The sequence below is a fragment of the Acetatifactor aquisgranensis genome, assembly GCF_943193215.1.
Lineage (GTDB): Bacteria > Bacillota > Clostridia > Lachnospirales > Lachnospiraceae > Acetatifactor > Acetatifactor aquisgranensis.
In genome coordinates this window covers 152,752-177,206 of the sequence record NZ_CALPDH010000006.1, presented here as the reverse complement: position 1 = coordinate 177,206, position 24,455 = coordinate 152,752, and the positions used below count along the sequence as shown (strand labels likewise).

Annotated in this window: 23 protein-coding genes and 1 pseudogene; 13 read left to right on the top strand and 11 right to left on the bottom strand. The window is 50.0% G+C overall.

All coding sequences use genetic code 11. The annotated features are described in order from the left end of the window. Positions 1-9: 9 nt before the first annotated feature. The 5 genes from NFS35_RS07585 to NFS35_RS07565 all read right to left on the bottom strand — a co-directional run bounded on the left by NFS35_RS07585 (position 10) and on the right by NFS35_RS07565 (position 3,615). Positions 10-675, bottom strand: a complete 666-nt coding sequence (locus NFS35_RS07585) for an ABC transporter ATP-binding protein (RefSeq protein ID WP_251206519.1) — start codon at positions 673-675, stop codon at positions 10-12. A 358-nt stretch (positions 676-1,033) separates the two neighbouring features. After that, positions 1,034-1,333, bottom strand: a complete 300-nt coding sequence (locus tag NFS35_RS07580; protein WP_330640096.1) for a hypothetical protein — start codon at positions 1,331-1,333, stop codon at positions 1,034-1,036. A gap of 3 nt (positions 1,334-1,336) precedes the next feature. Next, positions 1,337-2,101, bottom strand: coding sequence for an ABC transporter permease (locus NFS35_RS07575; RefSeq protein WP_251206518.1), 765 nt, complete (start codon positions 2,099-2,101; stop codon positions 1,337-1,339). Positions 2,102-2,116: 15 nt separating this feature from the next. Further along, positions 2,117-2,842: an ABC transporter permease gene (locus NFS35_RS07570; protein ID WP_251206517.1), complete on the bottom strand. Its 726-nt coding sequence runs from the start codon at positions 2,840-2,842 to the stop codon at positions 2,117-2,119. Then, positions 2,839-3,615: an ABC transporter ATP-binding protein gene (locus NFS35_RS07565; RefSeq protein ID WP_251206516.1), complete on the bottom strand. Its 777-nt coding sequence runs from the start codon at positions 3,613-3,615 to the stop codon at positions 2,839-2,841. Before NFS35_RS07565 ends, NFS35_RS07570 begins: the two co-directional genes overlap by 4 nt. Before the next feature lie 146 nt (positions 3,616-3,761). Between NFS35_RS07565 and NFS35_RS07560 the strand changes: the two genes are divergently transcribed. From NFS35_RS07560 to NFS35_RS07550, 3 genes are all read left to right on the top strand, one after another. Beyond that, entirely contained in the window at positions 3,762-4,463 is a 702-nt protein-coding gene (locus tag NFS35_RS07560) for a response regulator transcription factor (RefSeq protein WP_251206515.1), read from the top strand. A gap of 4 nt (positions 4,464-4,467) precedes the next feature. After that, positions 4,468-5,838, top strand: coding sequence for a sensor histidine kinase (locus NFS35_RS07555; RefSeq protein WP_251206514.1), 1,371 nt, complete (start codon positions 4,468-4,470; stop codon positions 5,836-5,838). Positions 5,839-5,950: 112 nt separating this feature from the next. Beyond that, positions 5,951-6,397, top strand: coding sequence for a helix-turn-helix transcriptional regulator (locus tag NFS35_RS07550; RefSeq protein ID WP_330640095.1), 447 nt, complete (start codon positions 5,951-5,953; stop codon positions 6,395-6,397). A gap of 23 nt (positions 6,398-6,420) precedes the next feature. Here the strand turns inward: NFS35_RS07550 and NFS35_RS07545 are convergent, their stop codons facing one another. From NFS35_RS07545 to NFS35_RS07525, 5 genes are all read right to left on the bottom strand, one after another. Continuing rightward, positions 6,421-6,837, bottom strand: coding sequence for a hypothetical protein (locus NFS35_RS07545; protein ID WP_251206513.1), 417 nt, complete (start codon positions 6,835-6,837; stop codon positions 6,421-6,423). Positions 6,838-7,155: 318 nt separating this feature from the next. Continuing rightward, positions 7,156-7,962 carry a hypothetical protein gene (locus tag NFS35_RS07540; protein ID WP_251206512.1) on the bottom strand — a complete coding sequence of 269 codons (807 nt, stop codon included), beginning with the start codon at positions 7,960-7,962 and terminating at the stop codon, positions 7,156-7,158. A 145-nt stretch (positions 7,963-8,107) separates the two neighbouring features. Continuing rightward, positions 8,108-8,287 (bottom strand): CbrC family protein, encoded by a 180-nt coding sequence (locus NFS35_RS07535; RefSeq protein WP_251206511.1) that lies wholly within the window; start codon positions 8,285-8,287, stop codon positions 8,108-8,110. 449 nt (positions 8,288-8,736) lie between these two features. Then, positions 8,737-9,768, bottom strand: coding sequence for a sensor histidine kinase (locus NFS35_RS07530; RefSeq protein ID WP_251206510.1), 1,032 nt, complete (start codon positions 9,766-9,768; stop codon positions 8,737-8,739). After that, positions 9,765-10,448, bottom strand: coding sequence for a response regulator transcription factor (locus tag NFS35_RS07525; RefSeq protein ID WP_251206509.1), 684 nt, complete (start codon positions 10,446-10,448; stop codon positions 9,765-9,767). The genes NFS35_RS07530 and NFS35_RS07525 overlap by 4 nt, the downstream gene beginning before the upstream one ends. 302 nt (positions 10,449-10,750) lie before the next feature. On the opposite strand from NFS35_RS07525, the gene NFS35_RS07520 reads away from it, so the two are divergent. The 9 genes and pseudogenes from NFS35_RS07520 to NFS35_RS07480 all read left to right on the top strand — a co-directional run bounded on the left by NFS35_RS07520 (position 10,751) and on the right by NFS35_RS07480 (position 21,060). Then, entirely contained in the window at positions 10,751-11,464 is a 714-nt protein-coding gene (locus NFS35_RS07520; protein WP_251206508.1) for a response regulator transcription factor, read from the top strand. 84 nt (positions 11,465-11,548) lie between these two features. Further along, entirely contained in the window at positions 11,549-12,784 is a 1,236-nt protein-coding gene (locus tag NFS35_RS07515; RefSeq protein ID WP_251206507.1) for a sensor histidine kinase, read from the top strand. Between the two features lie 187 nt (positions 12,785-12,971). Beyond that, on the top strand, positions 12,972-13,652 hold the full coding sequence (locus tag NFS35_RS07510; RefSeq protein ID WP_251206506.1) for an ABC transporter ATP-binding protein: 681 nt from the start codon (positions 12,972-12,974) through the stop codon (positions 13,650-13,652). After that, entirely contained in the window at positions 13,649-15,973 is a 2,325-nt protein-coding gene (locus NFS35_RS07505; RefSeq protein WP_251206505.1) for an ABC transporter permease, read from the top strand. Before NFS35_RS07510 ends, NFS35_RS07505 begins: the two co-directional genes overlap by 4 nt. A 219-nt stretch (positions 15,974-16,192) precedes the next feature. Continuing rightward, positions 16,193-16,540, top strand: a complete 348-nt coding sequence (locus tag NFS35_RS07500) for a cyclic-di-AMP receptor (protein WP_251206504.1) — start codon at positions 16,193-16,195, stop codon at positions 16,538-16,540. A 215-nt stretch (positions 16,541-16,755) separates the two neighbouring features. Next, positions 16,756-16,839 (top strand): annotated as a pseudogene (locus NFS35_RS07495) (LacI family DNA-binding transcriptional regulator); the annotation flags it as partial. Between the two features lie 59 nt (positions 16,840-16,898). Further along, entirely contained in the window at positions 16,899-17,543 is a 645-nt protein-coding gene (locus NFS35_RS07490) for a carbohydrate ABC transporter permease (RefSeq protein WP_251206503.1), read from the top strand. A 93-nt stretch (positions 17,544-17,636) separates the two neighbouring features. Then, positions 17,637-19,523 carry an alpha-amylase family protein gene (locus NFS35_RS07485; RefSeq protein ID WP_251206502.1) on the top strand — a complete coding sequence of 629 codons (1,887 nt, stop codon included), beginning with the start codon at positions 17,637-17,639 and terminating at the stop codon, positions 19,521-19,523. A gap of 157 nt (positions 19,524-19,680) precedes the next feature. After that, a complete protein-coding gene (locus tag NFS35_RS07480; protein ID WP_251206501.1) occupies positions 19,681-21,060 on the top strand; it encodes an MATE family efflux transporter in 1,380 nt (459 codons plus the stop codon). A 7-nt stretch (positions 21,061-21,067) separates the two neighbouring features. Here NFS35_RS07480 and NFS35_RS07475 read toward each other — a convergent pair whose 3' ends face one another. Beyond that, positions 21,068-23,632 (bottom strand): response regulator, encoded by a 2,565-nt coding sequence (locus tag NFS35_RS07475; RefSeq protein WP_251206500.1) that lies wholly within the window; start codon positions 23,630-23,632, stop codon positions 21,068-21,070. A gap of 189 nt (positions 23,633-23,821) precedes the next feature. Between NFS35_RS07475 and NFS35_RS07470 the strand changes: the two genes are divergently transcribed. Beyond that, entirely contained in the window at positions 23,822-24,418 is a 597-nt protein-coding gene (locus NFS35_RS07470) for a response regulator transcription factor (RefSeq protein ID WP_251206499.1), read from the top strand. Positions 24,419-24,455: the final 37 nt, after the last annotated feature.

Below are 24,455 nucleotides of genomic sequence, written 5' to 3'. Positions count from 1 at the left end.
GTGCCCCCCTTACCTGGAAATCCTGCCATCCTCAATACGGATAATGCGGTCCGCAAGCTGTGCGACTTCGTTGTTGTGGGTAATCATCACCAGCGTTTGATGGAATTTATTGCTGGTAGCTTTCAGAAGGCCCAGCACATCGCTGCTCGTACGGCTGTCCAGGTTGCCGGTGGGTTCATCCGCCAGGACGATAGCAGGCTTGGAAACGAGGGCGCGGGCGATAGCGACACGCTGCTGCTGGCCGCCGGACAGGTTGTTTGGCATATTGTTCAGTTTGTCCTCCAGGGCCAGAAGATGCACTACTTCATCCATGAATTTCCGGTCTGCGGTATCTCCGTCCAGCTCCACGGGCAGGACAATATTCTCATAGACATTCAGGACGGGGACAAGATTGTAATTCTGGAAGATAAAACCGATGTTGCGTCTGCGGAAAAGGGTAAGCTGTTCGTCATCCAGTTTGGCCAGTTCATTACCTTTCACCTTGACACTGCCAGAGGTCGGTATGTCCAACCCGCCCATCATGTTCAGCAGGGTAGACTTGCCGCTGCCGGATGTTCCAACGATAGCGACAAATTCCCCCTGTTCAATGGAGAGAGTCACTCCGTCCAGCGCCTTTGTGATATTTGGCTCTGCGCCGTAGTGTTTTTTGAGGTCAGTTGTTTGCAAAATACTCATAGTAAGCACCATCCTTTCTGTGATGCCGCTATCATAACAGCCAATTCTCACAGAAATGTCACAAGCCGCAGTTTTTTCTTTTACCGCCGTACGGCAGATTATTATTCTATATTCATTTCAGCGCTTTACAACTTTTTATGCCGTGTATCTGCTGCCGGATGATTTTATATTAAATTTATCGGCATATTACCTCTAACCCCCCACTTTCCAAGTGATTTCTGCTATCAGTCCGCCCGGCCTGCCTGCGGAAACGCCAGACCGCCGTATATGGTGGATGAAGTCCATAGTGCGGCGGTTTGTCTTTTGTATCATCCTAAAGATTTTAAGTTCCTGCGGTATTCCTCCATTTCCTCCTCACTTACTGCACGAAAGTCAAAATCAATCCCAGGGCAACAATACCAGCCATCAACAGACACCAAAATACACTGATAGCTGTTGACGCAATATTTACAAGGCTGCGGCTTTCATTGCTCCTGACGCATATAATTGAGAGAATCAAACCTGCCACAACGCAGGCAATATTGACACCCGCCCAAGCCGTGCTTACCCCTTCCGGCAGCGTGAGTTTAAGAAACACGGGGATGAAAGTTGCCAGCGGAAAAACGCTGATAACCAGCGAAACCCTGCTTAAAGTTTTCCATTTTTTACATTCCATCATTATTTACCTCATTTCTTTTTTTCCAAATTTTATTACAGCAACCGCAAACACCAATACAAAGACCAATACCGCAACCGGCAGGAAGGGGAACCATGAAAATGCTATTCTGTTAGATTCCACCGAAAAATCATGCAGGGAGCAGGATACCAGATAGCCACTGTAGCAATAAGGATATGCTATCCATAAAGGTGTATTTGCGACCAGCACTCCGGGAATGACAAGGAGGAGGTTGAGTCCCACAGAAAGCAGCGGCTTTTCAAACAGGACAGTAATCGCCCACATGGTCCCCACGCACGGCAGCATTGTCAAAAACAGCCCGGCGCACCATTTCACCAGATAGAGGACAGGCAAAGTTTCCGTCACACCCATTGTCCTTGTGGCAACTGTCCCGGCAACTACGAACACCACAAGGAACACGGCCATCTCCATAAGCAGATAAAATGCCAGCACACAGAATTTTGCTATGGAAAGCGAATACCGGCTGACCGGCAGGGCAAGCATTTTTAAGATGCCGTTATTCCCTGTTTCCCGTCCTGCAATCATCACGCAGACCACAATCATAGAAAACGGCAGTAGATAGTAGGCGTAGACCAGTGCGCTCTGGATGAACATGGCAGGCCATGCATTTGTATATTCCGGCGTAAAATAACGGCTCAGGTTTGCAATCCCGGAAGCAACCACCAACAGCGGGGCAATAAAAATCAGCGGTACGATCTTTGATCGTTTAACTTTCATAAATTCAATTTCGAGAAGCTCCAAAAAACTCATTCTAACACTCCCTCCTTATTCATAGCGCAGGTTCTTTGCCATCCACAGCCCTGCACCGAGGAAAAGCAATGTTTCAATAACAGCGGCTTTTGTCACCGTTATGTCCGGCTGCGCGCTCATGGCAACTGCAGGTTTCAGCATTATGACAAATGGATGGGCCAACAGCAGACCGGAACCCGAATTAGCCAATGCCATGCCGCTTAAGAAACCGGCAACCCCGACGCCCAGCGGTATCCACATATTGATGGAACGGGATGAGACCAGGACCATAAATGACAGGACAGGCATTGACGTAAGGAATGAGTAGCCTGCAAATCTGACCAGCGTCCCCATTTCAAATGCCCCTTGCGGCAGGTCTGTCATACCTATCTGCATAAGCGCCAGATTCTGCAAAACGACTGCCACCAAGAACATGGCCGATAAGATCAGGAACTTGCAAAGGTACATCCCCGAAACGCTTATAGGGAGCATATACATCTTTTTGACGGCGTTTCCCTTAAACTCCATATTGTAAACCATGCAGGCGGAAACTACGATGCCGAACATATTCAAAACCATGATCATGCCGTAAAGCTGGGTCAGCAGGACGTCCATCGGCGGAAGCGGAAGCCCCAGCAGTGTATCTTTCCGCACTATGAAATTGAGAAAGGCATAGGCTGCGCCCAGAATACCGACAGCCAGCAGCACCGGGATAACGCCCGTCCGTTTTTCTTTCCGAAGTTCGACAGCCAGTGCATTCATAGTCTTGCCCTCTGCTTTCTGGCAGCGTTGTCCTGCTCCACCATTCCCAGGAACACATCCTCCAGATTAGCTTCGCTAATCTCATGGCTATTTCCCGCCTGCCCTGCACTGTGCCGCAACTCCTCCAGGCTTCCTTCAAACAGAAGATTCCCATGATTGAGGATGCCGATGTCATCCGCCATCAATTCAATCTCAGAGAGCATATGGGATGAGATCATTATGGTGCAGTCATAAAGGCCCGGAAGGGACTTCACCAGATTTCTGATTTCATGGATGCCGGAAGGGTCAAGGCCGTTTGTTGGTTCATCCAGGATCAGGACAGGCGGCCTGCCTAACAGCGCACCGGCAAGGCCGAGCCGCTGCTTCATGCCCAGCGAATACTTCTTTGCCAGACGGCCTCCAAATTCCTCCAGCCCGACCAGCTCCAGTGCGTCATCGACAGAATCCCCTGGCAACCCCAAAATCCGGCGGATGATATCAAGGTTTTCCCGGCCGGTAAGGTTTGCATAAAAAGACGGCGATTCAATAAAGGAACCCACCCCTTTCAGTATGGCAATCCGGTCTTCCGGGAAATGCCTGCCGTCAATGGCAAAACTGCCTTTTGTCGGGGCTGTCAGTCCCAGCAGCATTTTCATGGTAGTTGATTTTCCCGCACCATTGGGGCCAAGGAAACCGTAAATACTGCCTTTCCTGATGTGAAGCGAAACATTGTTGACAGAAACAAAATTTTTATATTTTTTCGTCAACTGTTCAGTGGTAATAATGTATTCCATAGAAACATCTCCTTTCCATGTTTCTATGGTACAACATCAACCAGACATTAACTTTCCCGCAGCCTTATTTTTACCTTACTTTTTTGCAAAACATCTTTTAAAACAAAAAAATATGCTATAATTAAGACATCACGGAGGTGACGATTATGGATAATACATTTTTACAAAATAAAAAACTCCTGCTTGTGGATGACGAGCCGGAGCTGCTGGAAATGGTTACAGCAATCCTGTCGGATGAAGGCTTTGGGAATATTGTGACTGCGGTTTCCGTAAAGGAAGGAATTTCAGCAGCCCAAAATGAGAAGCCCGACCTTGCCATTTTAGATGTCATGCTGCCAGATGGGGACGGTTTTTCCCTTATGCAGCAGATACGCACATTTTCAGACGTGCCTGTAATCTTTCTGACCGCAAAGGACGAGTCCGTAGACAGGCTGTCCGGGCTGGGGCTTGGGGCGGATGACTATATTGCAAAGCCATTCCTGCCACAGGAACTGCTGTTCCGCATCTATGCCGTTTTGCGCCGGTGCTATAAGGATGATACGCCCTTTATAAACCTGGATGGCTGCACCATCGACTTTGCCCGGGCCGAGGTCCACAAAGCCGGCAAGACCATCCCGCTGACAGCAAAGGAACATATTTTTCTGGAAACACTCGCCCGCAGTGAAGGCAGGATCGTGACCGTGGACACGTTATGCCAAGCCTTGTGGGGCGATAACCCCTTTGGCTATGAGAACAGCCTGAATGCCCATGTCCGGCGTATACGGGAAAAAATTGAAACCGATCCTTCAAAGCCTGTATCACTCATAACCGTTAAAGGACTTGGTTATAAATTAAATGCAAGGAAGTGAAACCATGAAAGTATTTAGCAGATATATCTCAAAACACTTACTGTCTTTTATTGGGCTTATTCTGGCTCTTGTTATATTGAACATAGCTGCATTTGCTTTTACATTTTACAATGCAGTATCAAAAAACTTTGGAAGTATCTCTCCGCAGAATATGCTAAAGCAGGTGGCAGCGGCTTCATCTTCCAATGGCATAACGAATGAAGCGGAAAGAATGATAATAACCAACTCTTTATGGGCAATGTATCTGAATATGGAAGGCTCCTGCAATTGGACTGTTAATCTGCCAGAGGAAATTCCAACTGAATATTCGATTCAGGATATTGCAATATTTTCCAAAGGATATTTAAAGGATTATCCCGTATTTGTATGGAGTGATGTGAATGGCTTATTAGTGATTGGTTATCCCAAAAACAGTTATATGAAAATTACCAGCAATTATTATCCTATTGATACGGTTCGTAAAATCCCCCTCTTTTTTCTTGGCATCACTGTAATCGACCTGCTGGTTCTGTTTCTTGCCTATTCACTTTCCAAAGCACAAATCAGCAAAAATACAGAACCGATTATTTCCTCGATTGCAACCCTGTCAGAAGGGAAGAGCATAAACCTTTCTATAAATGGCGAACTGTCAGAAATAGCTGTCAGTATAAATAAAGCATCCAATATCATCAGCCGTCAGAATACCGCACGGGCAAACTGGATCAGCGGTGTATCCCATGACATCCGTACTCCGTTATCCATGATTATGGGATATGCGGATAGAATTGTTAAAGACAAAGACGCCGATAACCGGATTAAAGAACAAGCCGCCATTATATCCCGGCAAAGTATCAAAATAAAAGATTTAGTGCAGGATTTGAACCTTGTATCAAAGCTTGAATATGAAATGCAGCCTTTGCAGAAAGAAAATATCCGACTTTCAAAACTGTTACGTTCCTTTGCTATAGACCTGTTAAATAGCGGTCTGCCGGATTTCTATTCTTTAGAGGTAAATATTTCTCCTGACTCTGAAAACAGCATGATAGAATGCGATACAAAACTGATTACACGAGCCGTCAATAATCTGGTTCAAAACAGCATTCACAGCAATCCCAAAGGCTGCACAATTATTTTGTCATTGCAGGTAACAGAAAGCAAACTTCTTTTAACCGTTCAGGATAATGGCATTGGTATTTCTGTTGAAAAACTAGAAGAACTGAAAAACAAGCCACATTACATGGAGAGTACCGATGACCGCTTAGATCTCCGTCATGGCTTAGGACTTCTTTTAGTACGACAGATTATTGAAGCGCACCACGGAACAATAGAAATAGAAAGCAGGCCACACGAAGGATATAAAACAAACATATACTTCTCAGGCATATCAAAACCATGAGCAAACCATAAAACCGCATGGCAGTGTAAAATAGATTGAACAAAAATTTTTATACCAGTAAAGTTTACAAAAGAGCGCATGAAAAATCTTATGAGGAAGCAGCCCGTATTGCGTGTTATCAACCTATTACTTTCAGCGTTTGTTTTCCTATGTGGCGGGTGTTTCTCTTTCAGAGTACATACGCAGGCGCAGAATGTCACAGGCTGCTTTCAAATTACAGCGGACAGACGAAAAGGTGTTAGATGTTGCCCTCAAATATGGCTATACCTCTCCAACATCTTTTAGCAGAGCATTTCAAAGTGTTCATGGAATAACGCCTGCTGCTGCAAAAAGCAAAGGAACTACCTTAAATGCTTATCTGCCAATTAAATTTTCCGTAAAAGTCACAGGAGGAAATGCTATGCCTTATCGCATTGCAGAAACAGAAGCTATCAGAATTGCTGGTATTCGTACATCTCATTTCAGCATCCGTAATCGCCTGTGCATCTTTGCACTCCATATTACGAATCGTTATCTGCCCGTCAGAAAAATAAACCATGTAAATGCACCTGCTTTCTGAAATATATAAAACTCGTTGAGCTTTTATATATTTACATCGAATACCGCCTTTATTTGCCCATCCTCTGTGAAAAACTCTATTTCAAACCAAAAATCCAACTCTTCTCCAAAACTCATTGGTCTGTAACACACCACATCACTATTATCCGTTTCAAGCCTTGCTTCGTCCGCATCATCTATATCTTCCATACAGGATTTTTGGAAATGGTCTACCACAAACTCTTTATTTTCATATTCTTCCCACATAGCCAATTGTTCAACCAACCACTTCCCAAATCCCAGGCAGGCATTTTCTGATGTCGGTTCTGCGTCAATAAAAGCGGCCCATGAAAGTTTTGGTGGAATGTTGGATACAAGTTTTTCGTATTCTTTGTCTGCAATCGTATCTACCATCAACTTAATCAATTCCTGTGCTTTTGTCTTAAACCCCGATTCTACCATTTTATCTCTCCTCCTAAATTCAGATAGTTTGAGATACGATTCACAATTCTTTTGCCAGACATAGTGTCAGCTCATCATAGGTTCTGGACACCCCAGCCCAGTCCTTTTTTCTTTGGAAATCAGCCAACCGCTTCTCCGGGGCCTTATCCTCTTTTTTCCAAATCCAAACACAAAATCATCTCCTGTTGTATTTTGTTGGAGCGAAATAATCATGCCATTTTAAACTCTCTGATTTATTTTCCCCTGCTTCATAAAAAACTTCGATTTCTCTGTGATTCTGCTATCATTACGGCCAATTGTCACAGAAATGCCGTGCTCCTAAGACATTTCTATTTCAGGATTTATCAAAATACTGTTAATCATCGGCTCAGGATATTTTACAAATAACTCTGGCTGTATCTCATGTGTATTTCTCCAAACAGCGTATTCTTTGGAAAAAATCTTGTGATTTGGCATAGGCAGCTGCTGAAACAGCTCTTTGTCCCACAAACAGGCGGCAAGCTGATATAATCCATGTGCAGGCACAAAAAGCACTTTATCCGTATCAGCGTCAAAATCTGCCCGCATAACTCCTTTACACAAAAGTTCTAATTGTACTCCCGCTTCTTCCGGGTTTTTATCGTACACTGCAAGCAAATAAGCTACTGCCGCCCGTTCCCATTGCGGTCTTTTTCCAGACACAAATTTTTTTGCCCTCGGAACGGCATAATCCAAAACGCTGCTGTCCTTGCGCCAAAGTCCGATCAGCATATTGGTGGCAGGTCTGTATGCAGGAAAAATATTTGTTACCGGTTCTGTCTTATGGGGGACAAGCAAATCCAGTGTTTTCATATTTCCCACCGCAAGAGCATCCAACATATCCAGAAAAGCCCAATAATGAGTATCTCCACACATCAAAGAGCACAAACTTCTGAAACAATTTTCCTGATAAATAAGGTTGTTCAGCCTATCCCAATTCTTATCCATCAGCACTTTCCCGAGGCATTCCATATACGGAAAAAATCCAATCCTTGCGACAATGCTCTTGAATACACTCCCTGTTTCACGATACCTTCTCGTCATAAAATCAATATGTTCCTCTATGATTTGCGCAATTTCTTCCCGTCCGTTTTGATTTTGTTCCATAATTCTATTCCTCCACAATCAGCATTTGTCCACCATACCGCTATCATAACGGCCAATTGTCACAGAAATGTCACAAGCGCAAGTTTTCTTAAAAATTTTACCCAGGAGAGCATTTGTCAAGGTGGATTTCACCCAAAAGATGAAATCACCCGAAAAACTGGGGGCACAGGTAATTCACTTCATCCTTAGAATAGAAAGGCCCTGCGTAGATGACAGAGGTCTCCTGGCCGCAGCAGGGGCAGAAAACCGGCTCGTCCATCCTGCAAAAAGTCCCAGTGGAGAATGGATCAGGGTGGTATTTGAAAAAAGGCAGGTCTGCGCTCATAGAAATCTCCTTTCAGCCTTACAAATCCCAGTTTGTCGTTGCTTTATTATATATCCGTTTTTCCAAAAATGAAAGCGATTTCTTATACTTCCTGTTTATTAATTATTAAAACGAAACTTGAACAGGGCAGCGGCAAGTACCTCATTGGTGAAGATAGCTGTCTGACCACCTCTTTCAACGAGGGACGACACAGCGCCGCCAGCAAAGCGGCAAAGGTACATTCAGGCAACTTATTACATCGCACACAAAAAGGTGTGGTATAATTTTTTTGAAAAACTTTTGGATTTGATGTAGTATTTGCCGCTGAAACCGTAGTATACAGTGGAATCCGAAGTTGAAGCCAGAGAGTCAGCCCGTATCATCCGACGATATTCTTGTAGTGGTAGATTCCATAAAGTAAAAGAACCATGACCAAAGGGCAGCCGAGAAAATCGGTTGCCCTTTTCCATTCATCCATGAGGCAGAAATACGGAAAAAGTTGAGCCATCCCCCACCTTCGAAGCAACCTTGATGTAGCCCCCCTGCATGGTGACAATCTCGCGGGCAAGGTACAGTCCTATGCCGATGCCCTCAATGTCGTGTACTTCTTCTTCCCGGTAAAAGCGTTTGAAGATCATTCCCTGTCTGCCCTCAGCTATCCCTTTGCCGCTGTCAGTTATATCTACTTTTACATAGAACTCCCAACTTTGAACAGAAACCTGAATATCTCCGCCTGCCGAGGTGTACTTCACCGCATTGTCCAGAATGTTGAACAGGGCTTCACTTGTCCATTTCCTGTCGTGGGCCAGCACTATATCTGCCGGACAAGCTACGTTGACATGAATATTCTTCCTTTCAGCGTTCAGCAGAATGCCGCCCAACGCTGCCGCCAGAGTATCATAAAGAGGCTGCATCTTTCTATCCAGTGAAATGATGCCGGTTTCCAGACGAGAGGTTTTTATCATAGCCTGCATGAGAAAGTCCAGCTTTTCGAGCTGGCCGCTGGATGCCATTAAAAACTCCTGCCGTTTTTCCTCTGGCATAGGCTGTTCCAGCAGCGTGGCATTCACCATCTGGAGATTGGCAATGGGCGTTTTTACCTGATGGGATATGTCGGAAATCAATTCCTGCAGGTTGGCACGTTCTTTTGCTATGCTCTCCTGGTTCTCCCGCAGGACTTCATACAGGCGCGTCAGCCGGTGATTGATTTTGTAAAACAGATTTTCTTGCTCATAGTTTTGCGGCGGTGCAGCCGATCCATTCAGCATATCATCCATTGTCCGACACAGGTTGTCCGAGAATAAAACCAGTTTGTGGCGGAGAAAGGCCACAAAAGCGACAACACCGGCAAACACCAGCACAACGAACAGTAACCCCAGCCACACGACCGCCAAATTTTTTGTTAAGAGAAACGCTGCAACGATAGCAGCAATAGAGATTATGCCTAAAAAAGTAGCGCAAAGCGCACAGGCACGGTTGATGGAAAGTCTGCTGGCATTCACTTTTTCAGCCCTCCAATCCACATATAGCCCATGCCATAGACAGTTTTGATATATTGCAGGTCGTTTATCTCAATCTTTCCCCGGATACGGCTGATTGCAACGGTCAAAGCGTGCTCATCCACAAAGTTTTCGTCTGCATCCCACAGTCTTTCAAGAAGCACCTGTCTTGTCAAAACAATCTGCGGATTTCTCACCAACACCTTAAGCAAGCGATATTCCATTGGCGTGAAAATAATTGAATCTCCTGCGAGAGTGGCGGTCAGTTCTGAAAAATTGATGGACAGCGTACCGTCCGTATAGCAGTCGCCGCCTGTCTGCTTCCGGACGCGGCCCATCAGCGCCGAAACCTTTTTGCGGAATACACTGATAGGGAACGGCTTTGTTACATAATCATCTGCACCCAACTCAAATCCTTTCAGCATATCGCGCTCCATGTCGTTTGCTGTCAGAAAGATTACCGCAGTATCAGGACGGCGCTCCTTGATCATCTCACATAAATCAAACCCGTTTCCGTCAGGCAGGCTGACATCCAAAACAATCAAATCATAGTCCTGTGTCTCGCAGAAAGATACTGCCGCTGTCTTTGTCATAGCGGCATCCACAGTATAACCGACTGCGGAAAGATTGTAGCAAAGTGTATTGTTCAAAAGACGATCGTCCTCAACTACTAAGAGCCGCATAGCTTCACTTCCTTTCTCCTCATAAGATAACATAAAAATGTCACAGAAATCTCACTGCGTAAAAAATTTTCTTAAAAATCAGATTTTTATACTTAAATGAAGAAAGACGAAAACCCTTTCGCTGCATCAGATAAGCATTTCGCAGAAACGGTGTTGTTTTGCTGCTTAGGGTAGGTTATAATAAATTATTTATTTATGGCAGCGGCATAAGCTTCTGCTCTGGCACTGCAACTTCGCAACCGAAAAAGAGTCTGTAAAGGCTGCCGCATAGAAATTGCGGGGCATCCGGGGGATGGTTAGAAATGAAAGACAAAAAGATATTATATGTAGAGGATGATTTAAGCCTGATAGAGGGCCTGAAATATACTTTGGAGAAGAATGACTTCCTGGTGGACAATGCCCGTACCGTAGAGGAGGCGTATCGATTCTTCCAGGCAGGCCGGTATGACCTTTTGCTGCTGGATGTGACGCTGCCGGACGGGACGGGCTTTGATATCTGTAGGGAAGTGCGGAGGACTTCCGCCGTCCCGATGATTTTCCTGACCGCTTCGGATGAGGAAATCAGCATCGTAAAGGGACTGGACATGGGCGGGGACGACTATATTACAAAGCCCTTTCGACTGGGGGAGGTCCTTTCGAGAATCAACGCATTGCTGCGCCGCTCCACGCAGTTTTCGAAAAGCGACATGATTTTGGCATCCAATGGAATCAGGATAGATATGTCGGAGCGTATCTGCTGGAAAGGGGAGGCAGAAGTGCCTCTGACATTGGTGGAATACAAGCTGCTCTGCCTGTTTCTGCAGAATCCGGATCGAATCCTGCCGCGGGAGCTGATCTTAGACCGCCTTTGGGATGGGAACGGCAGCTATGTGGATGACAATACCCTTTCTGTCTATATCCGCAGGCTGCGGAGGAAAATCGAAGACGATCCCAATGCCCCCGCGAAGCTCCTGACAGAAATCGGGTTCGGATATAAATGGGCAGGGGAGGAGCGCGAGACGGAATCGGGCATCTGAGCTGAAAGGCAGCTAAAGCCCCATGACAGGTGGTCTGGAGATTCCAATTGTATAACACATTCTTCAGGAGGGATAACAGACAGTATGAAAAGAATGGGAAAAGAGACAAGGAAAATGCTGTGCTGGCTTCTTGCCATCTGCCTGGCCGGGGCTGCGGGTTCAGCCATCCTCTTATCACACATGGCGAAAGAGTTCCAGAGAGCAATGGTGGAGCATGATTATGAAACAGCGGGATATCTGGTGAACCACCCGGACATAAATGTGGCATCCGCGTTTACGAAAGACAAAACGGACTCTGACCTGGAGGCCGGAAAGCAGGCCCTGCAGGGGGCAGGTTACCATGAAGACACTGATTCCGGACTGATTCCCGCTGTCCGCTCTTATCGGAAGCGTACCGCCGTTATGCTTGGCGGTATGCTTTCTATCGTTTTTTCGTCTGTTTTCCTGACAGTCTGTATTTATATCCGGAGACAGGGAAAGGTGATCGCAGAGGCGGATATGGTGATTACCCGGTTCCTGGAGGGAGATACGGACCAGCGCATCGACAGTGAGGAGACCGGGGACTGGTACAGCCTGTTCCACAGGGTCAATGAGCTTGCCACCATCCTTTCCGCCCAGGCGGAGCATGAGAAGCAGACGCGCGTCTTTTTGCAGGATATGATCTCGGATGTGTCCCACCAGCTTAAGACGCCCCTGGCCGCGCTTAAGATGTATGATGAGATCATGGCCCAGGAGGGCGCGGACAGGAAGACGATTCAGGAGTTTAGCCGGAAATCCATGCGGGAGATACGCCGGGTGGAGGATGTGGTCTACACGCTGCTGAAAATAGCCAGATTGGACGCGGGCACGGTCAGAATGGAAAAGGCGGATGAAAATATCGAAATGCTCCTGCGGGATGTGACGGAGCGCTTCGAGACCCTGGCCGCCCGGGAATCAAAAGAAATCCTGCTGTCCGGGGACAGCGATGCTTATTTTTATTGCGATGCCCTCTGGATGTCGGAGGCCCTGGGAAATCTGGTGAAGAATGCGCTGGAACATACCCGGCGGGGCGGGAAAGTGGTGGTCAGCTGGGAGCGGACACCTCTGCTTACAAATATTGTGGTGGAGGACAATGGGAAAGGAATCCACCCGGAGGATATCCATAATATCTTCAAGCGGTTTTACCGGAGCCGCTATTCCCAGGATACCCACGGAATCGGCCTGGGGCTGCCGCTGGCAAAGTCGATTGCGGAGGCCCACCAGGGGACGATATCCGTAACCAGCAGGGTCGGCCTGGGCAGCAGATTTGTACTGAGCTTTTTCCATCCTGCAAAAGAGTAAATCTTACAACATAGTAAGATGAAATTCATGTGAAAGTAAGACACATGGGATATAGTGTAAGAAGAATCTCCAAGATGCCAAAACGCGCCGTCTGGGAAATTCCGGGTCTCACATGGAAGCGCCGCGAGAGAAGCGGCTCTTCCCGCATGAATAAAATGCCCGCCGGAGCGGGCGGATAGGAGCAGGTATGAACATTCTTGAAGTACAGAATCTGTGTAAAATTTACGGAAAGGGAGAAGCGGAAGTCCGGGCTCTGGACAAGGTCTCGTTTACCGTGAGCAAAGGGGAATTCATCGCGATAGTAGGCGAATCAGGCTCCGGGAAGAGCACGCTTCTAAATGTGGTGGGAGCCCTGGACAATCCCACCTCCGGGAAAGTGCTGATTGACGGAAAGGACATTTTTTCCATGCCCGAAAAGAAGCTTACAGTATTCCGCCGCCAGAATATCGGGTTTATCTTCCAGTCCTTTAACCTGATTCCGGAATTGAATGTAGAGCAGAACATCACATTCCCTCTGCTGCTGGATTACCAGAAGCCGGACCAGAGGTACGTGGAGGAGCTTCTGGGGATCCTGGGCTTAAAGGAGCGCAGAAAGCACCTCCCAAGTGAGCTTTCCGGCGGCCAGCAGCAGAGGGTGGCAATCGGGAGGGCGCTGGCCGCCCGGCCCGCGATTATCATGGCGGATGAGCCTACCGGAAACCTGGATTCCAGGAACAGCCAGGAGGTCATCGCTCTGCTGAAATCCATGTCGGCAAAATACAGGCAGACAATACTGATGATCACCCACAATGAGAACCACGCGGACGCGTCGGACAGGGTGCTGCGCATGACGGACGGCAGATTAAAGGATTTGGGGGTGGCGAGATGAAAAGCTATCTTGGACTGATACCCCGGTATGAAAGAATCCACCGCAAAAACAACCGGATCTCCGTACTGTGCATCACGCTCTCCGTGTGCCTTGTGATGGCGATCTTCAGCATGGCGGACATGGCGGTGCGCTCCCAGAAGAACTATTTTATCAAGACAAACGGTGAATACCACGCCGCCCTCCATGCCGTGGGGGAAGAGACGGCAGAGCTGGTGTCGGCAAGGATCGACGTGGCCTTGTCGGGATGGGTCTACCAGGGCAGCGCGGGGACGCTGGAGGGTAAGGCCGTCAGTTTCGTGGGGGCAAATGAAGAGACCATGGACGCGCTGACCGAAATGGACATGATTGACGGCACATATCCGGCACTGCCGGACGAGGCGCTGCTGAATGAAAACGCCATGAGGCAGCTGGGGCTGTCCATTGGCGATGAAGTGACGGTGACGGTTCCGGGCGGCGCGCAAAAGCAGTACCGGATCACCGGCGTCCTTGCGGACATGGGTTCCATGCTGAAAGCGGATATCTGCGGAATGGCGTTGAGCGAAGAGGGCTTCCTTGCCATTGCGGATGAAAATGCGTCAGAGGGCACCACCTACCGCATCCAGTTCAAGGACGAGGCCCGCGTCCGGGAAGCCATAAAGGAGATCAGGGAGCAGTATGGCCTGTCGGACAGCCAGATTTCAGAGAATACTGCTTTACTGGGCCTGATGGGGCAAAGCGAGAGCAATATCATGCAGGCCCTCTACCTGATCGCCGGGATTCTTGCCTTCCTCGTCCTGGTTGCGGGAACGGTCATGATCTCCGCAAGTTTTCATACCAATGTGCTGGAGCGGACGAAAGATTACGGGCTGCTGCGCTGCCTTGGGGCCTCGCGGCAGCAGGTAAGGCATTTTGTGGTCCTCCAGGGGCTGGGGCAGAGCGCCAGGGGCGTTCCGCTGGGCCTGCTTGCCGGACAGATTGTGACATGGGCGGCCTGCCTGCTGCTGAAATCCATCAGCGGAGAGAGGTTTTCAGAGGTTCCGCTGTTTGAGTTCAGCATCGCCAGCATTCTTGCGGGAGTTGCGTCGGGCTTCCTGATTGTCCTCCTTGCGGCCCTTTCCCCCGCCAAAAAGGCTTCCAGGGTCTCGCCTGTGACGGCGGTCAGCGGCAGCTCGCAGCTTGTGCAGAATAAGCGCGCCACAGATACGAAGCTGTTCCGTGTTGAGACAGGCATGGGCGTGTTCCACGCCCTGTCGGGAAAAAAGAACCTGTTCCTGATGACCTGCTCCTTTGCCATCAGCATCATGCTGTTCCTGGCTTTCCAGGTGATGGTGGTCTTCCTGGATCAGGGGATGCCCGCGCTGTCCCCGTCTGCGGGAGACGTATCCGTCACGGCCCCTGCAGGGCTGGAGGCTTCCCTGATAGAGGAAATCAAAGCGATTGAGGGCGTAGACCGTGCCTTTGGAAGAATGGAATACGGCGGATTATCCGTCTCCTCGGATGCCGGGAGCGGCACGGTTACTCTGGTCAGCTATGAAGAAAATCAGTTCAAATGGGCCCGGGAGGCATTGAACGAGGGGGAGATTGAGGCTGTTTCGGCCGGGGCCGGGGACGTCCTGGTCTCCTATCGGGACGGCATGGACTGGAAAGTGGGGGATGTTGTGACGCTTCATGCGCCTGTGGGGGAGAAGCAGGTGAGAATCGCGGGAATCCTCTCTTCCGCCAACGTCTCCGGCGAGGCCGGGAGCCTGGGCTATATGATAGGCTCGGAACGGCTGTTTACTGAGAGCATCGGAACGGCGGGGTACAGGGCCGTCGATATACAGCTTGCAGGCAGCGGCGGCGACGCGGCGGTATCGGCGATACGGAACCTGCTTCCGCCGGAGAGCTTCCTGTCCGATAAGAGGCTGTCGAATTCGGAAGCTCAGAGCTCCTATTATACGGGCGCCGTGTTCATTTACGGATTCTTGATTATCATTGCACTGATTACCGTATTCAATATCTTCAACAGCATGAATGCCAGCGTGGCGGCCAGGACAAGGCAGTACGGCGTGATGCGCTCTATCGGCATGGGGGCCGGGCAGCTCTGCAAAATGATTGCCGCGGAAGCGGCCACCTATGCGATATTGGGATGTATCGCCGGATGCGTCCTGGGCCTGCCGCTGAATAAGATGATGTTCCGGTTCCTGATCGCCGATAAATGGGGGACAGCCTGGCAGCTTCCGGCCGGGTCATTGCTGCTGATTGTCATATTATGTTTCGGGTCTGCGGCGCTGGCCATCATGCGGCCGATCAGAAATCTCCGGAAACTGTCGATTGTGGATACCATAAAACTCCGGCAGTAACGGGCGGATGCTGGCAAATTTACGGAAATGTCAGGGGATGTGCGGAAAGTTTAGGAATATATGGTATATTTATGGCGATGAAACAGGAGGAAGGAGTATCTGTCTGTCAAAAATTCTGATTTCTTTTTTCGGCCGGAAGTGTTAAAATGGAAATATGAGATATAGTCCGGCGCTGCGGGACAGCTTCAGTGACAAATTCATGTGTGAGGAGGGAAGAATATGAAACTGATTTATGCTATCGTGGAGAGAGACAATGTGGAGCGCGTGACAGACGCCTTGAACAGCAAGGGATATCAGGCCACTGTAATTTCTTCGACCGGAGGTTTCCTGAAGAAAGGAAATTCCACGCTCATGATCTGTACAGAGGACGAAAAGCTGCAGGAAGTGGTGAAAGTCATAAAGGCTGTATGCGGAGAGAGAATCTCGGTGGACGTGGATGTGCCTTATAACGCCATGGCGCAGGGGATGCAGCACGCGCCGGTATGGGTTGGAGGCATCCGACAGACTATTGAGGTAGGCGGAGCGGTCATCATGGCGGTAGATGCCTGCTATTATGAAAAAATCTGACTATTCCGTTCATTTTTTTATGATAAAGCACTTTTCTTTATGCCGATAAAGGGAAGTGCTTTTGTCATGGGCAAAGGTGACATAAAACCTGTGAGAAGAACGTATAAAATGTTGATTTACGAATACAGGGAAGTATGGTATACTGGTAAACAGATAACAACCGATTATCATACTGATGGACCGATAGAGAAACGAATGGGAAGGGAAGTGACAAAATGGCGACATTAAAGGATGTTGCAAAGGAGGCAGGCCTTACGGTGGGAACAGTGTCCCGGGTACTGAACAACAGAGGCTACATCTGGCATTGGCAGGCTCCCATGGCTTTACGCTGAAGAACTTCCCGGAGGCCATGGAGAAGATGAATTTCTGGAGATCCTTTGGGAACTCTATGGTCATTACGGTGACCTCCACCATTTTCACGATTTTGCTGGCTTCCATGACGGCCTATGTGATTGTGCGCAATAAGTGGAAAGCCTGCGGCGCGCTGTTCGGTATGATGATCGCTTCCATGGTCATCCCGTTCCAGATGCTGATGATTCCGTTGGTATCCCTCTATGGGGGGGTATTCGGAATCCTGAACCACAGAGCGACCTTGATATTCATGCATGTGGGATTTTCCCTCTCCATGGCGACATTCATGTTCCACGGGGCGATTCACACCAATGTGCCCATAGCGCTGGAGGAGGCGGCCACCATCGACGGCTGCACCCGCTGGCAGACCTACTGGCAGATTGTGTTCCCGCTGTTAAAGCCCACGATTGCCACAGTGGCCATCATTGACGCCATGGCATTCTGGAATGACTATCTGCTGCCCGGCCTGGTACTGGGAAGAAAGGAACTGTATACCATTCCGATTGCCACCCAGATATTCTACGGAACCTACTCCACGGATATCGGCCTGGTGATGGCGGCCCTGCTGCTGGCAATGCTGCCGATTCTGATCCTGTATATGTTCCTGCAGCGCTACATAGTGGAAGGCGTGACTTCCGGCGCGGTAAAATAAAAGCTCGGAGGGCTGTTGCATGATGGAAAGACACAGGAATGCAACGGCCCTTTTGCAGCAGCTGATTTCGATAAAAATGCAAGAGGTGAAGCTATGAGAGAAACAAGTGCTTATAAAAGGCGGTTTGCAAGACATCATGACGAGCTGAGATGGCTTTACATGGAACTGTACAATAACGGGGATATGTTCGCCGAGCTGTGCGGCAATATGGAGCGATTCTGCCAGGAGCGCGGCAGGAAGCTGAAATCCATGGATTCCGACAGGGAGAGCCGTCCCGACTGGTACAAGAGCAACGACATGCTGGGCATGATGTTCTATATTGACAATTTCGCGGGGAACATGAAAGGCGTGGCCTCCAGGCTGGACTATATTGAACAGTGCAATGTGAATTACATTCACCTGATGCCTTTCCTGGATACCACGAAAGGCAAATCCGACGGCGGATACGCGGTGTCGGATTTCAGGAAAGTGCAGGAGAATCTGGGATCCATGGAGGATCTGGACAATCTCACGGCGGCCTGCCACAAAAAGGGAATCAATGTGTGCATGGATTTCGTCATGAATCACACCTCTGAGGATCATGAGTGGGCGAAAAAGGCCCGCCAGGGGGACGGGGAATATATGAGCCGCTATTTCTTCTTCTGCAATGATGAGATTCCTTCCCTGTACGAGAGGACAGTGCCTCAGGTATTCCCCACCACGGCTCCGGGGAACTTCACATGGCTGCCAGACTGCGGCCACTATGTGATGACCACCTTTTATCCCTACCAGTGGGATCTGAACTACCGCAACCCCAGAGTGTTCAACGAGATGATGTACAATTTCCTGTATCTGGCAAACCAGGGGATAGATATCATCCGCATCGACGCGGTGCCCTATATCTGGAAAGAGCTGAATACCAGCTGCCGGAATCTGCCCCAGGTGCACACGATTGTGCGCATGATGCGCATGATTGGCGAAATCGTCTGCCCGGGCATCCTGCTGCTGGGGGAAGTGGTGATGGAGCCGGAGAAAGTGGTGCCTTATTTCGGCACGGTGGAGAAGCCGGAATGCCATATGCTCTACAATGTGACCACCATGGCCACCACCTGGCACACGGTGGCTACCAGGGACGTGCGGCTTTTGAAGCGGCAGCTGGATATCGTGAATTCCCTGCCGAAAGAGTATGTATTCCTGAACTATCTGCGCTGCCATGACGATATCGGATGGGGGCTGGATTACGGCACATTGAAAGGGGAGGGCCTTGAGGAGCGCTCCCACAAGAAATACCTGAATGATTATTTCCAGGGTTATGCGGGAGGAAGCAACAGCAGAGGAGAGCTGTACAATGCGGATCCCGTCACGGGGGACGCCAGGTTCTGCGGGACTACCGCGTCCATGTGCGGAATCGAGAAAGCAGGATTCGAGCAGGATAAGGACGCCATGGCGAGGGCCATCGATGAGGATGTGATGCTGCATGCCTACATGTTCATGCAGTCCGGCATCCCGGTGCTCTACGGCGGGGACGAAATAGGCCAGGTCAACGATTATACCTACAAGGATGACCCGGACAAGGCGGCGGATTCCAGGTATATCCACCGGGGCGCCATGAACTGGGAGCTGGCAAAGAACAGGGAGGATTCCGATACAGTGGAGGGAAAGCTGTTCGGAAGGCTGAAAGCTTTAGAGGAGATCCGGAAACGGGAGAAAGTATTCGTATCGGGAGCGGACACCTGGACTATTGAGACCTGGGAGAAAGCGGTTTTGTGCATGGGCAGATACTATGAGGGGGAGAAGCTGATCGGCCTGTTCAACTTCAGCGGATATGAGAAGACCGCATGGATCCATGAGGCGGACGGCGTGTATGTGGACCTTGTGACAGGCGGGGAAGTACGGCCGGAGGAGGTCAGGGTACCGGCGTATGGGTTCTATTATCTGAAGAAGACTGACGGCCGGGCCAAAGAGCAGAAAGCTGAAATCGCTCTTGACAATGCTGTCTGAGTATACTATAACTAGGTTAGTGCTGTCAATCTGACAACAGAGATACCTCAATAGGGTAAGGAACGATTGGGGCGGATTTTTCCGTCCCATTTTTATGCGCAGGATTGCAAGGCATGGGAAAATGACCGGAAATGCAGAGAGGAGTCCACAGAAGAATATGGCAGAAACCGCTAAGACAAGAGAAGAGAGGATGGCGACGGAGTCCATCGGCAGGCTGATGGCAAGCATGACCCTGCCTGCCATTCTGGCTCAGATCATCAACATTTTATACAGCATCATTGACCGGATCTACATCGGCCACATGGAGGGCGTAGGAGCCAACGCGCTGACAGGGGTGGGTGTCACTTTCTGCATCACCGTGTTCATCTCGGCCTTTTCCGCTTTTATCAGCAATGGGGCGGCGCCGTTAGCAGCTATCTGGCTGGGGAAAGGGGACAGGGAGCGGGCGGAGAAGATTCTGGGAAACAGCGTCAGCTTCCTGCTGCTGTGCACGGTTGTGCTGATGGCATTCTTCTACCTGTTCCAGAGGCCGCTGCTCTTCATGTTCGGCGCCAGCGGTGCCACCATCGGCTATGCCACGGATTACCTGTCCATCTATCTGGCGGGGACGCTCTTCGTGGAGATGGCCCTGGGGCTGAACGCTTTCATCATCTGCCAGAGCCAGCCGCGGACGGCCATGCTCTCCGTGCTGATTGGAGCGGTGGCGAATATCATTTTGGATCCGATATTCATCTTCGGGCTGCGTATGGGGGTGAGGGGCGCGGCAGTGGCCACTGTGATTTCCCAGGGACTCAGCGCCGCCTGGGTGGTGTCTTTTCTGATGGGAAAAAAGTCCTCCCTGAAAATCCGCAGAAGCTGTATGCGGCTGGAGGGAAAAGTGCTGGGCAGCGTATTTTCGCTGGGGATTTCGCCCTTTATCATGAATGCCACGGAAAGTTTCATCAGTATCGTGCTGAACCATGGCCTGCAGGCCTATGGCGGCGATCTGCACGTGGGATCCCTGACCATCATGCAGAGCATCATGCAGTTGTTTTCCGCGCCCATCAACGGATTTACCCAGGGTATGACGCCCATCGTCAGCTACAATTACGGAGCACAGAATTTCGACAGGGTCAGGAAGCTGTACCGCTGGATGATAGGGATGTGCTTCGGGTTCCGGCTCCTGACCACGGCTACCAGCATGATATTCCCACGGTTCTACGCGGGATTCTTCACCAATGAGGCCGAACTGGTGGCGCTGACGGGGGAGGTCATGCCGGTATTTATGGCAGGCATGCTTGTCTTCGGCCTGCAGAACGGTATACAGCCCACCTTTCTGGCGCTGGGGCAGGCGAAGATTTCGCTCTTTATCGCCGTGCTGCGGAAGATTATCCTGCTGATTCCGCTGGCCATCATCCTGCCGCGCTTCCTGGGCGTGATGGGCGTCTATTACGCGGAGCCGGTTTCGGATGCCATCTCGGCTGCCACAGCCACCACTTTGTTCGCGCTGAATATCCGGAAGATACTGTCTAAGGAAGCGCTGGCAAAGATACAGTAGGGTGGCTTTATAGAATATGTTTCTTCAGCAGAGAGATCACTTCTTCAAAATTAATCGGTTTCGCGGTATGCGCATTCATGCCGCAGTCCAGACATTGCTTGATGTCCTCCGAGAAGGCATCCGCAGTCATGGCGATGATGGGGATAGTCCCGGCGTCCGGATGGCTGGAAGCGCGGATGCCTTTGGTGGCTTCGTAGCCATTCATCACGGGCATTCGGACATCCATCAGGATGACGTCGTAATAGCCCGGAGCGGATGCCTGGAATTTCTCCAGACAGATTTTCCCATTCTCCGCCCATTCCACCTCCATGCCGATATCTGACAGCAGCGCCTGGAGGATTTCCCAGTTCAGGTCATTGTCCTCGGCCACCAGTACATGCTTTCCGGAGAAGTCCGCGTAGTCGTCGGGCATGTCCGGGTTCTCTTCGATGTCCATATATTTTTTCAATCCATAGAATAAAGTGGACTTGAACAGCGGCTTTGCGATAAAGCCATTGATTCCGGCCTCCTTGGCATCTGCCTCAAAGTCGCTCCAGTCATAGGCGGAAATCAGGATAATCGGCATCTCCTCGCCTACGATCCGGCGAATCTGCTTGGCTACGTAAAGCCCGTCCATACCAGGGAGCTTCCAGTCCAGCATGACAATCTGATAGTCGTCCCGCGACTGATGGTGCTTTGCAACCATGGTCAGCGCTTTCTCCCCGCTCAGCGTCCAGTCGGCCTGGATGCCGATGGACTCCAGGGCGTCCACTGCCGTCCGGCACAGGGTCTCATCGTCATCCACCACCAGCATTTTCCATGGAGGAAGAACCATATCGATTTCCGAAGCAGTCGCCCTTTCAAGGTCCAGGATGACATGGAATTCCGTTCCCTTGCCCAGCTGGCTTTTAACGGTGATGGTGCCGTCCATAGCATCTATGATGTGCTTCGTGATCGCCATTCCGAGCCCGGCGCCCTCCGTTTTGTGTACCCGCAGAGTGTCCACTCTGGAATAGGAGTCGAAGACATGGCTCTGGAATTCCTCGGACATTCCCATACCGTTATCCGTAACGGTGATATGGGTCCGGACATAATCGGCGCCTTTCTGGGGAGGCGTATCTTCCTGATACAGGGACAGCTGTATGGTCCCGCCCTCCTGTGTGTATTTGATGGCATTGGACAGGAGATTGAGCAGGACCTGATTCAGGCGCACGCTGTCGCAGTAGACATCTTCCGCCGTAATCTTGTCTATGTGCACATTGAAATGCTGGCTCTTTCCCTTTATCTGCGTCTGCACGATGCCTACGACTCCCTCGATGACCTCCTGCAGGGAGACGAGCTCCGCCGTCAGGGTCATCTTGCCGCTTTCGATTTTGGACATGTCCAGCACATCATTGATCAATCCCAGCAGATGCTTGCCGGACAGGGTGATTTTCTTCAGGCAGTTCATCACCTGCTCCTTGTCGTCGACATGGGCTGTGGCGATGGCCGTCATGCCCACGATTGCATTCATAGGCGTACGGATATCGTGGCTCATATTGGAGAGGAACGAGCTCTTTGCCTTGGTGGCGGCCAGAGCTTCCTGCCGCGCCTCTTCCAGCTCTTTCAGCTGTCTGCAGGTCGTCCTGTAGTAAATAAAGAAAATGATCAGCAACACCACGAAAATGACAGAGCAGACCAACAGCGTGGCGAGAGTCCGGTTCCGGTCCAGGTCTTCCACGGTTTCATTTAAAGGCCCGAAAGGCAGAATCGTAATCAGATGCCACTCCGAATAGGGGAGCATGGTACAGTATATCTGCTGGTTGCTCTCGTCGAAATCCAGTACCGTGGCATAGTTTTCCTTTTTTTCCATTGCCTCGGAAAGCTCCTGGATATAGGAGCCTATCTTTTCGGGGTCGCCATCCGGAAAACGCGCGTACAGGCTTTCGAAATAGTCCTCGTATTCCGAGCCCATGTCGCTTATGATAAAGCTGCCGTCTTTTCGAATGATGCTGGAGAATATCAACGCGTTCTCCTCATCCGTTCCCAGCATGGCGCTGATGTAATCTATGGGCACCGCGACGACCAGGGCCAGGCTTTTTTCTCCGTTGCTCATGGGATACTCCGCATTGAGACCGAACATGACTACTTCGTTGCCCAGAGAGTCATAGCCCACGGCCACCTTTTTCTCATGATGAGCCAGGGATTCCCGGAAAGACTCCGGATCGGCAAGGCGGAGAAAGCTTCCGTCCAGCATCTCGATTGTCCCGTCCGTGGAATAAAGAGCCACATAATTAAAGTTTCTCACATCAGCCCTGTGAACCAGTTCCTCATACAATTCGTCTGTGCCGGATATATCCGCCGGGATGGTATCCACTATGCCCTCGGCCTGTTCCAGCTTCAGGTCGATCAGCGTGCGGAAATGCGCGGTAATATGGTTGTTGATGCCGGCCATATACAGATTCCCCACTGTGTGGATGGATTCCTCGCTTTCTTTGCTCATAAAGCGGCCCAGGCAGACAAAGGCCCCGATACTGACCAGCAGAAGCACAGTGAAGCTTCCGATTAGAAAATGTGTCGCGTGGTGTTCTGGTTTGAGGCTACGAATTTTCATGAGTGACCTTCCTTTTTGGCAGTTCCGTTTCTTTCTTGTTTCTTAATGTATTATAACAACTTCTATAGCGCAATTCAAGACTGATTCATCAGCGTTATATCAAGAAAGTCTGATTTGCTTTCTTTTTGTCCCGGGATATGCTATACTGACGGGAAAAAGATGATTGGCAGGGGATGAGAGGTATTTCTGATGCGCGTTTTGATTGCGGAGGATGAGGTCGAACTTGCAAAGGCCCTGAAATTCCTGTTGGAAAAGAATAAATTTACTGTGGACATGGTCCATGACGGCGCCGAAGCGCTGGCCCGCATCCGGAAGAGCGGCGCCGCGGTTCCGGTGCTGATGCTGACGGCTAAGGCGGAAATCGAGGACCGGGTGGCGGGGCTGGAAGCAGGGGCGGATGATTACCTGCCCAAGCCTTTCGCCAGCAGGGAATTCATCGCCAGGGTGAAAGCCCTTTCCCGCAGGAACGGGGGATACTCGGAGACGATCCTCTCTTTCGGGGATGTGGAGCTGGATTGCAATCGGTACACGCTGGGCTGCGGCAGCCTTTCGGTACGGCTGAACAATAAGGAGTTTCAGCTGGCGGAACTGTTTTTCCGGCATCCCCATTACGTATTCTCCACGAATCATCTGATGGACAGGATATGGGGACAGGATTCCGAGGCGGGAATCGATGTGGTCTGGACTTACATCGGATTTGTCCGCAGGAAGCTGCGGGAAATTGCCTGCAGCGTGGAAATCAGGACAGTCCGCGGCGCCGGCTACTCACTGGAGGAAAGTGTATAGAGAAGTCCTGGATTACACACGGAAGAATGCCGAAAGA

Coding starts and splice junctions, on each gene's coding strand:
- NFS35_RS07485 (WP_251206502.1), top strand. CDS start 17,637: ATGAGAGAAACAAGTGCTTATAAAAGGCGGTTTGCAAGACATCATGAC.
- NFS35_RS07540 (WP_251206512.1), bottom strand. CDS start 7,962: ATGGAACAAAATCAAAACGGACGGGAAGAAATTGCGCAAATCATAGAG.
- NFS35_RS07475 (WP_251206500.1), bottom strand. CDS start 23,632: ATGAAAATTCGTAGCCTCAAACCAGAACACCACGCGACACATTTTCTA.
- NFS35_RS07525 (WP_251206509.1), bottom strand. CDS start 10,448: ATGCGGCTCTTAGTAGTTGAGGACGATCGTCTTTTGAACAATACACTT.
- NFS35_RS07490 (WP_251206503.1), top strand. CDS start 16,899: ATGAATTTCTGGAGATCCTTTGGGAACTCTATGGTCATTACGGTGACC.
- NFS35_RS07470 (WP_251206499.1), top strand. CDS start 23,822: ATGCGCGTTTTGATTGCGGAGGATGAGGTCGAACTTGCAAAGGCCCTG.
- NFS35_RS07565 (WP_251206516.1), bottom strand. CDS start 3,615: ATGGAATACATTATTACCACTGAACAGTTGACGAAAAAATATAAAAAT.
- NFS35_RS07545 (WP_251206513.1), bottom strand. CDS start 6,837: ATGGTAGAATCGGGGTTTAAGACAAAAGCACAGGAATTGATTAAGTTG.
- NFS35_RS07555 (WP_251206514.1), top strand. CDS start 4,468: ATGAAAGTATTTAGCAGATATATCTCAAAACACTTACTGTCTTTTATT.
- NFS35_RS07500 (WP_251206504.1), top strand. CDS start 16,193: ATGAAACTGATTTATGCTATCGTGGAGAGAGACAATGTGGAGCGCGTG.
- NFS35_RS07515 (WP_251206507.1), top strand. CDS start 11,549: ATGAAAAGAATGGGAAAAGAGACAAGGAAAATGCTGTGCTGGCTTCTT.
- NFS35_RS07560 (WP_251206515.1), top strand. CDS start 3,762: ATGGATAATACATTTTTACAAAATAAAAAACTCCTGCTTGTGGATGAC.
- NFS35_RS07535 (WP_251206511.1), bottom strand. CDS start 8,287: ATGAGCGCAGACCTGCCTTTTTTCAAATACCACCCTGATCCATTCTCC.
- NFS35_RS07480 (WP_251206501.1), top strand. CDS start 19,681: ATGGCAGAAACCGCTAAGACAAGAGAAGAGAGGATGGCGACGGAGTCC.
- NFS35_RS07585 (WP_251206519.1), bottom strand. CDS start 675: ATGAGTATTTTGCAAACAACTGACCTCAAAAAACACTACGGCGCAGAG.
- NFS35_RS07570 (WP_251206517.1), bottom strand. CDS start 2,842: ATGAATGCACTGGCTGTCGAACTTCGGAAAGAAAAACGGACGGGCGTT.
- NFS35_RS07510 (WP_251206506.1), top strand. CDS start 12,972: ATGAACATTCTTGAAGTACAGAATCTGTGTAAAATTTACGGAAAGGGA.
- NFS35_RS07505 (WP_251206505.1), top strand. CDS start 13,649: ATGAAAAGCTATCTTGGACTGATACCCCGGTATGAAAGAATCCACCGC.
- NFS35_RS07580 (WP_330640096.1), bottom strand. CDS start 1,333: ATGATGGAATGTAAAAAATGGAAAACTTTAAGCAGGGTTTCGCTGGTT.
- NFS35_RS07575 (WP_251206518.1), bottom strand. CDS start 2,101: ATGAGTTTTTTGGAGCTTCTCGAAATTGAATTTATGAAAGTTAAACGA.
- NFS35_RS07520 (WP_251206508.1), top strand. CDS start 10,751: ATGAAAGACAAAAAGATATTATATGTAGAGGATGATTTAAGCCTGATA.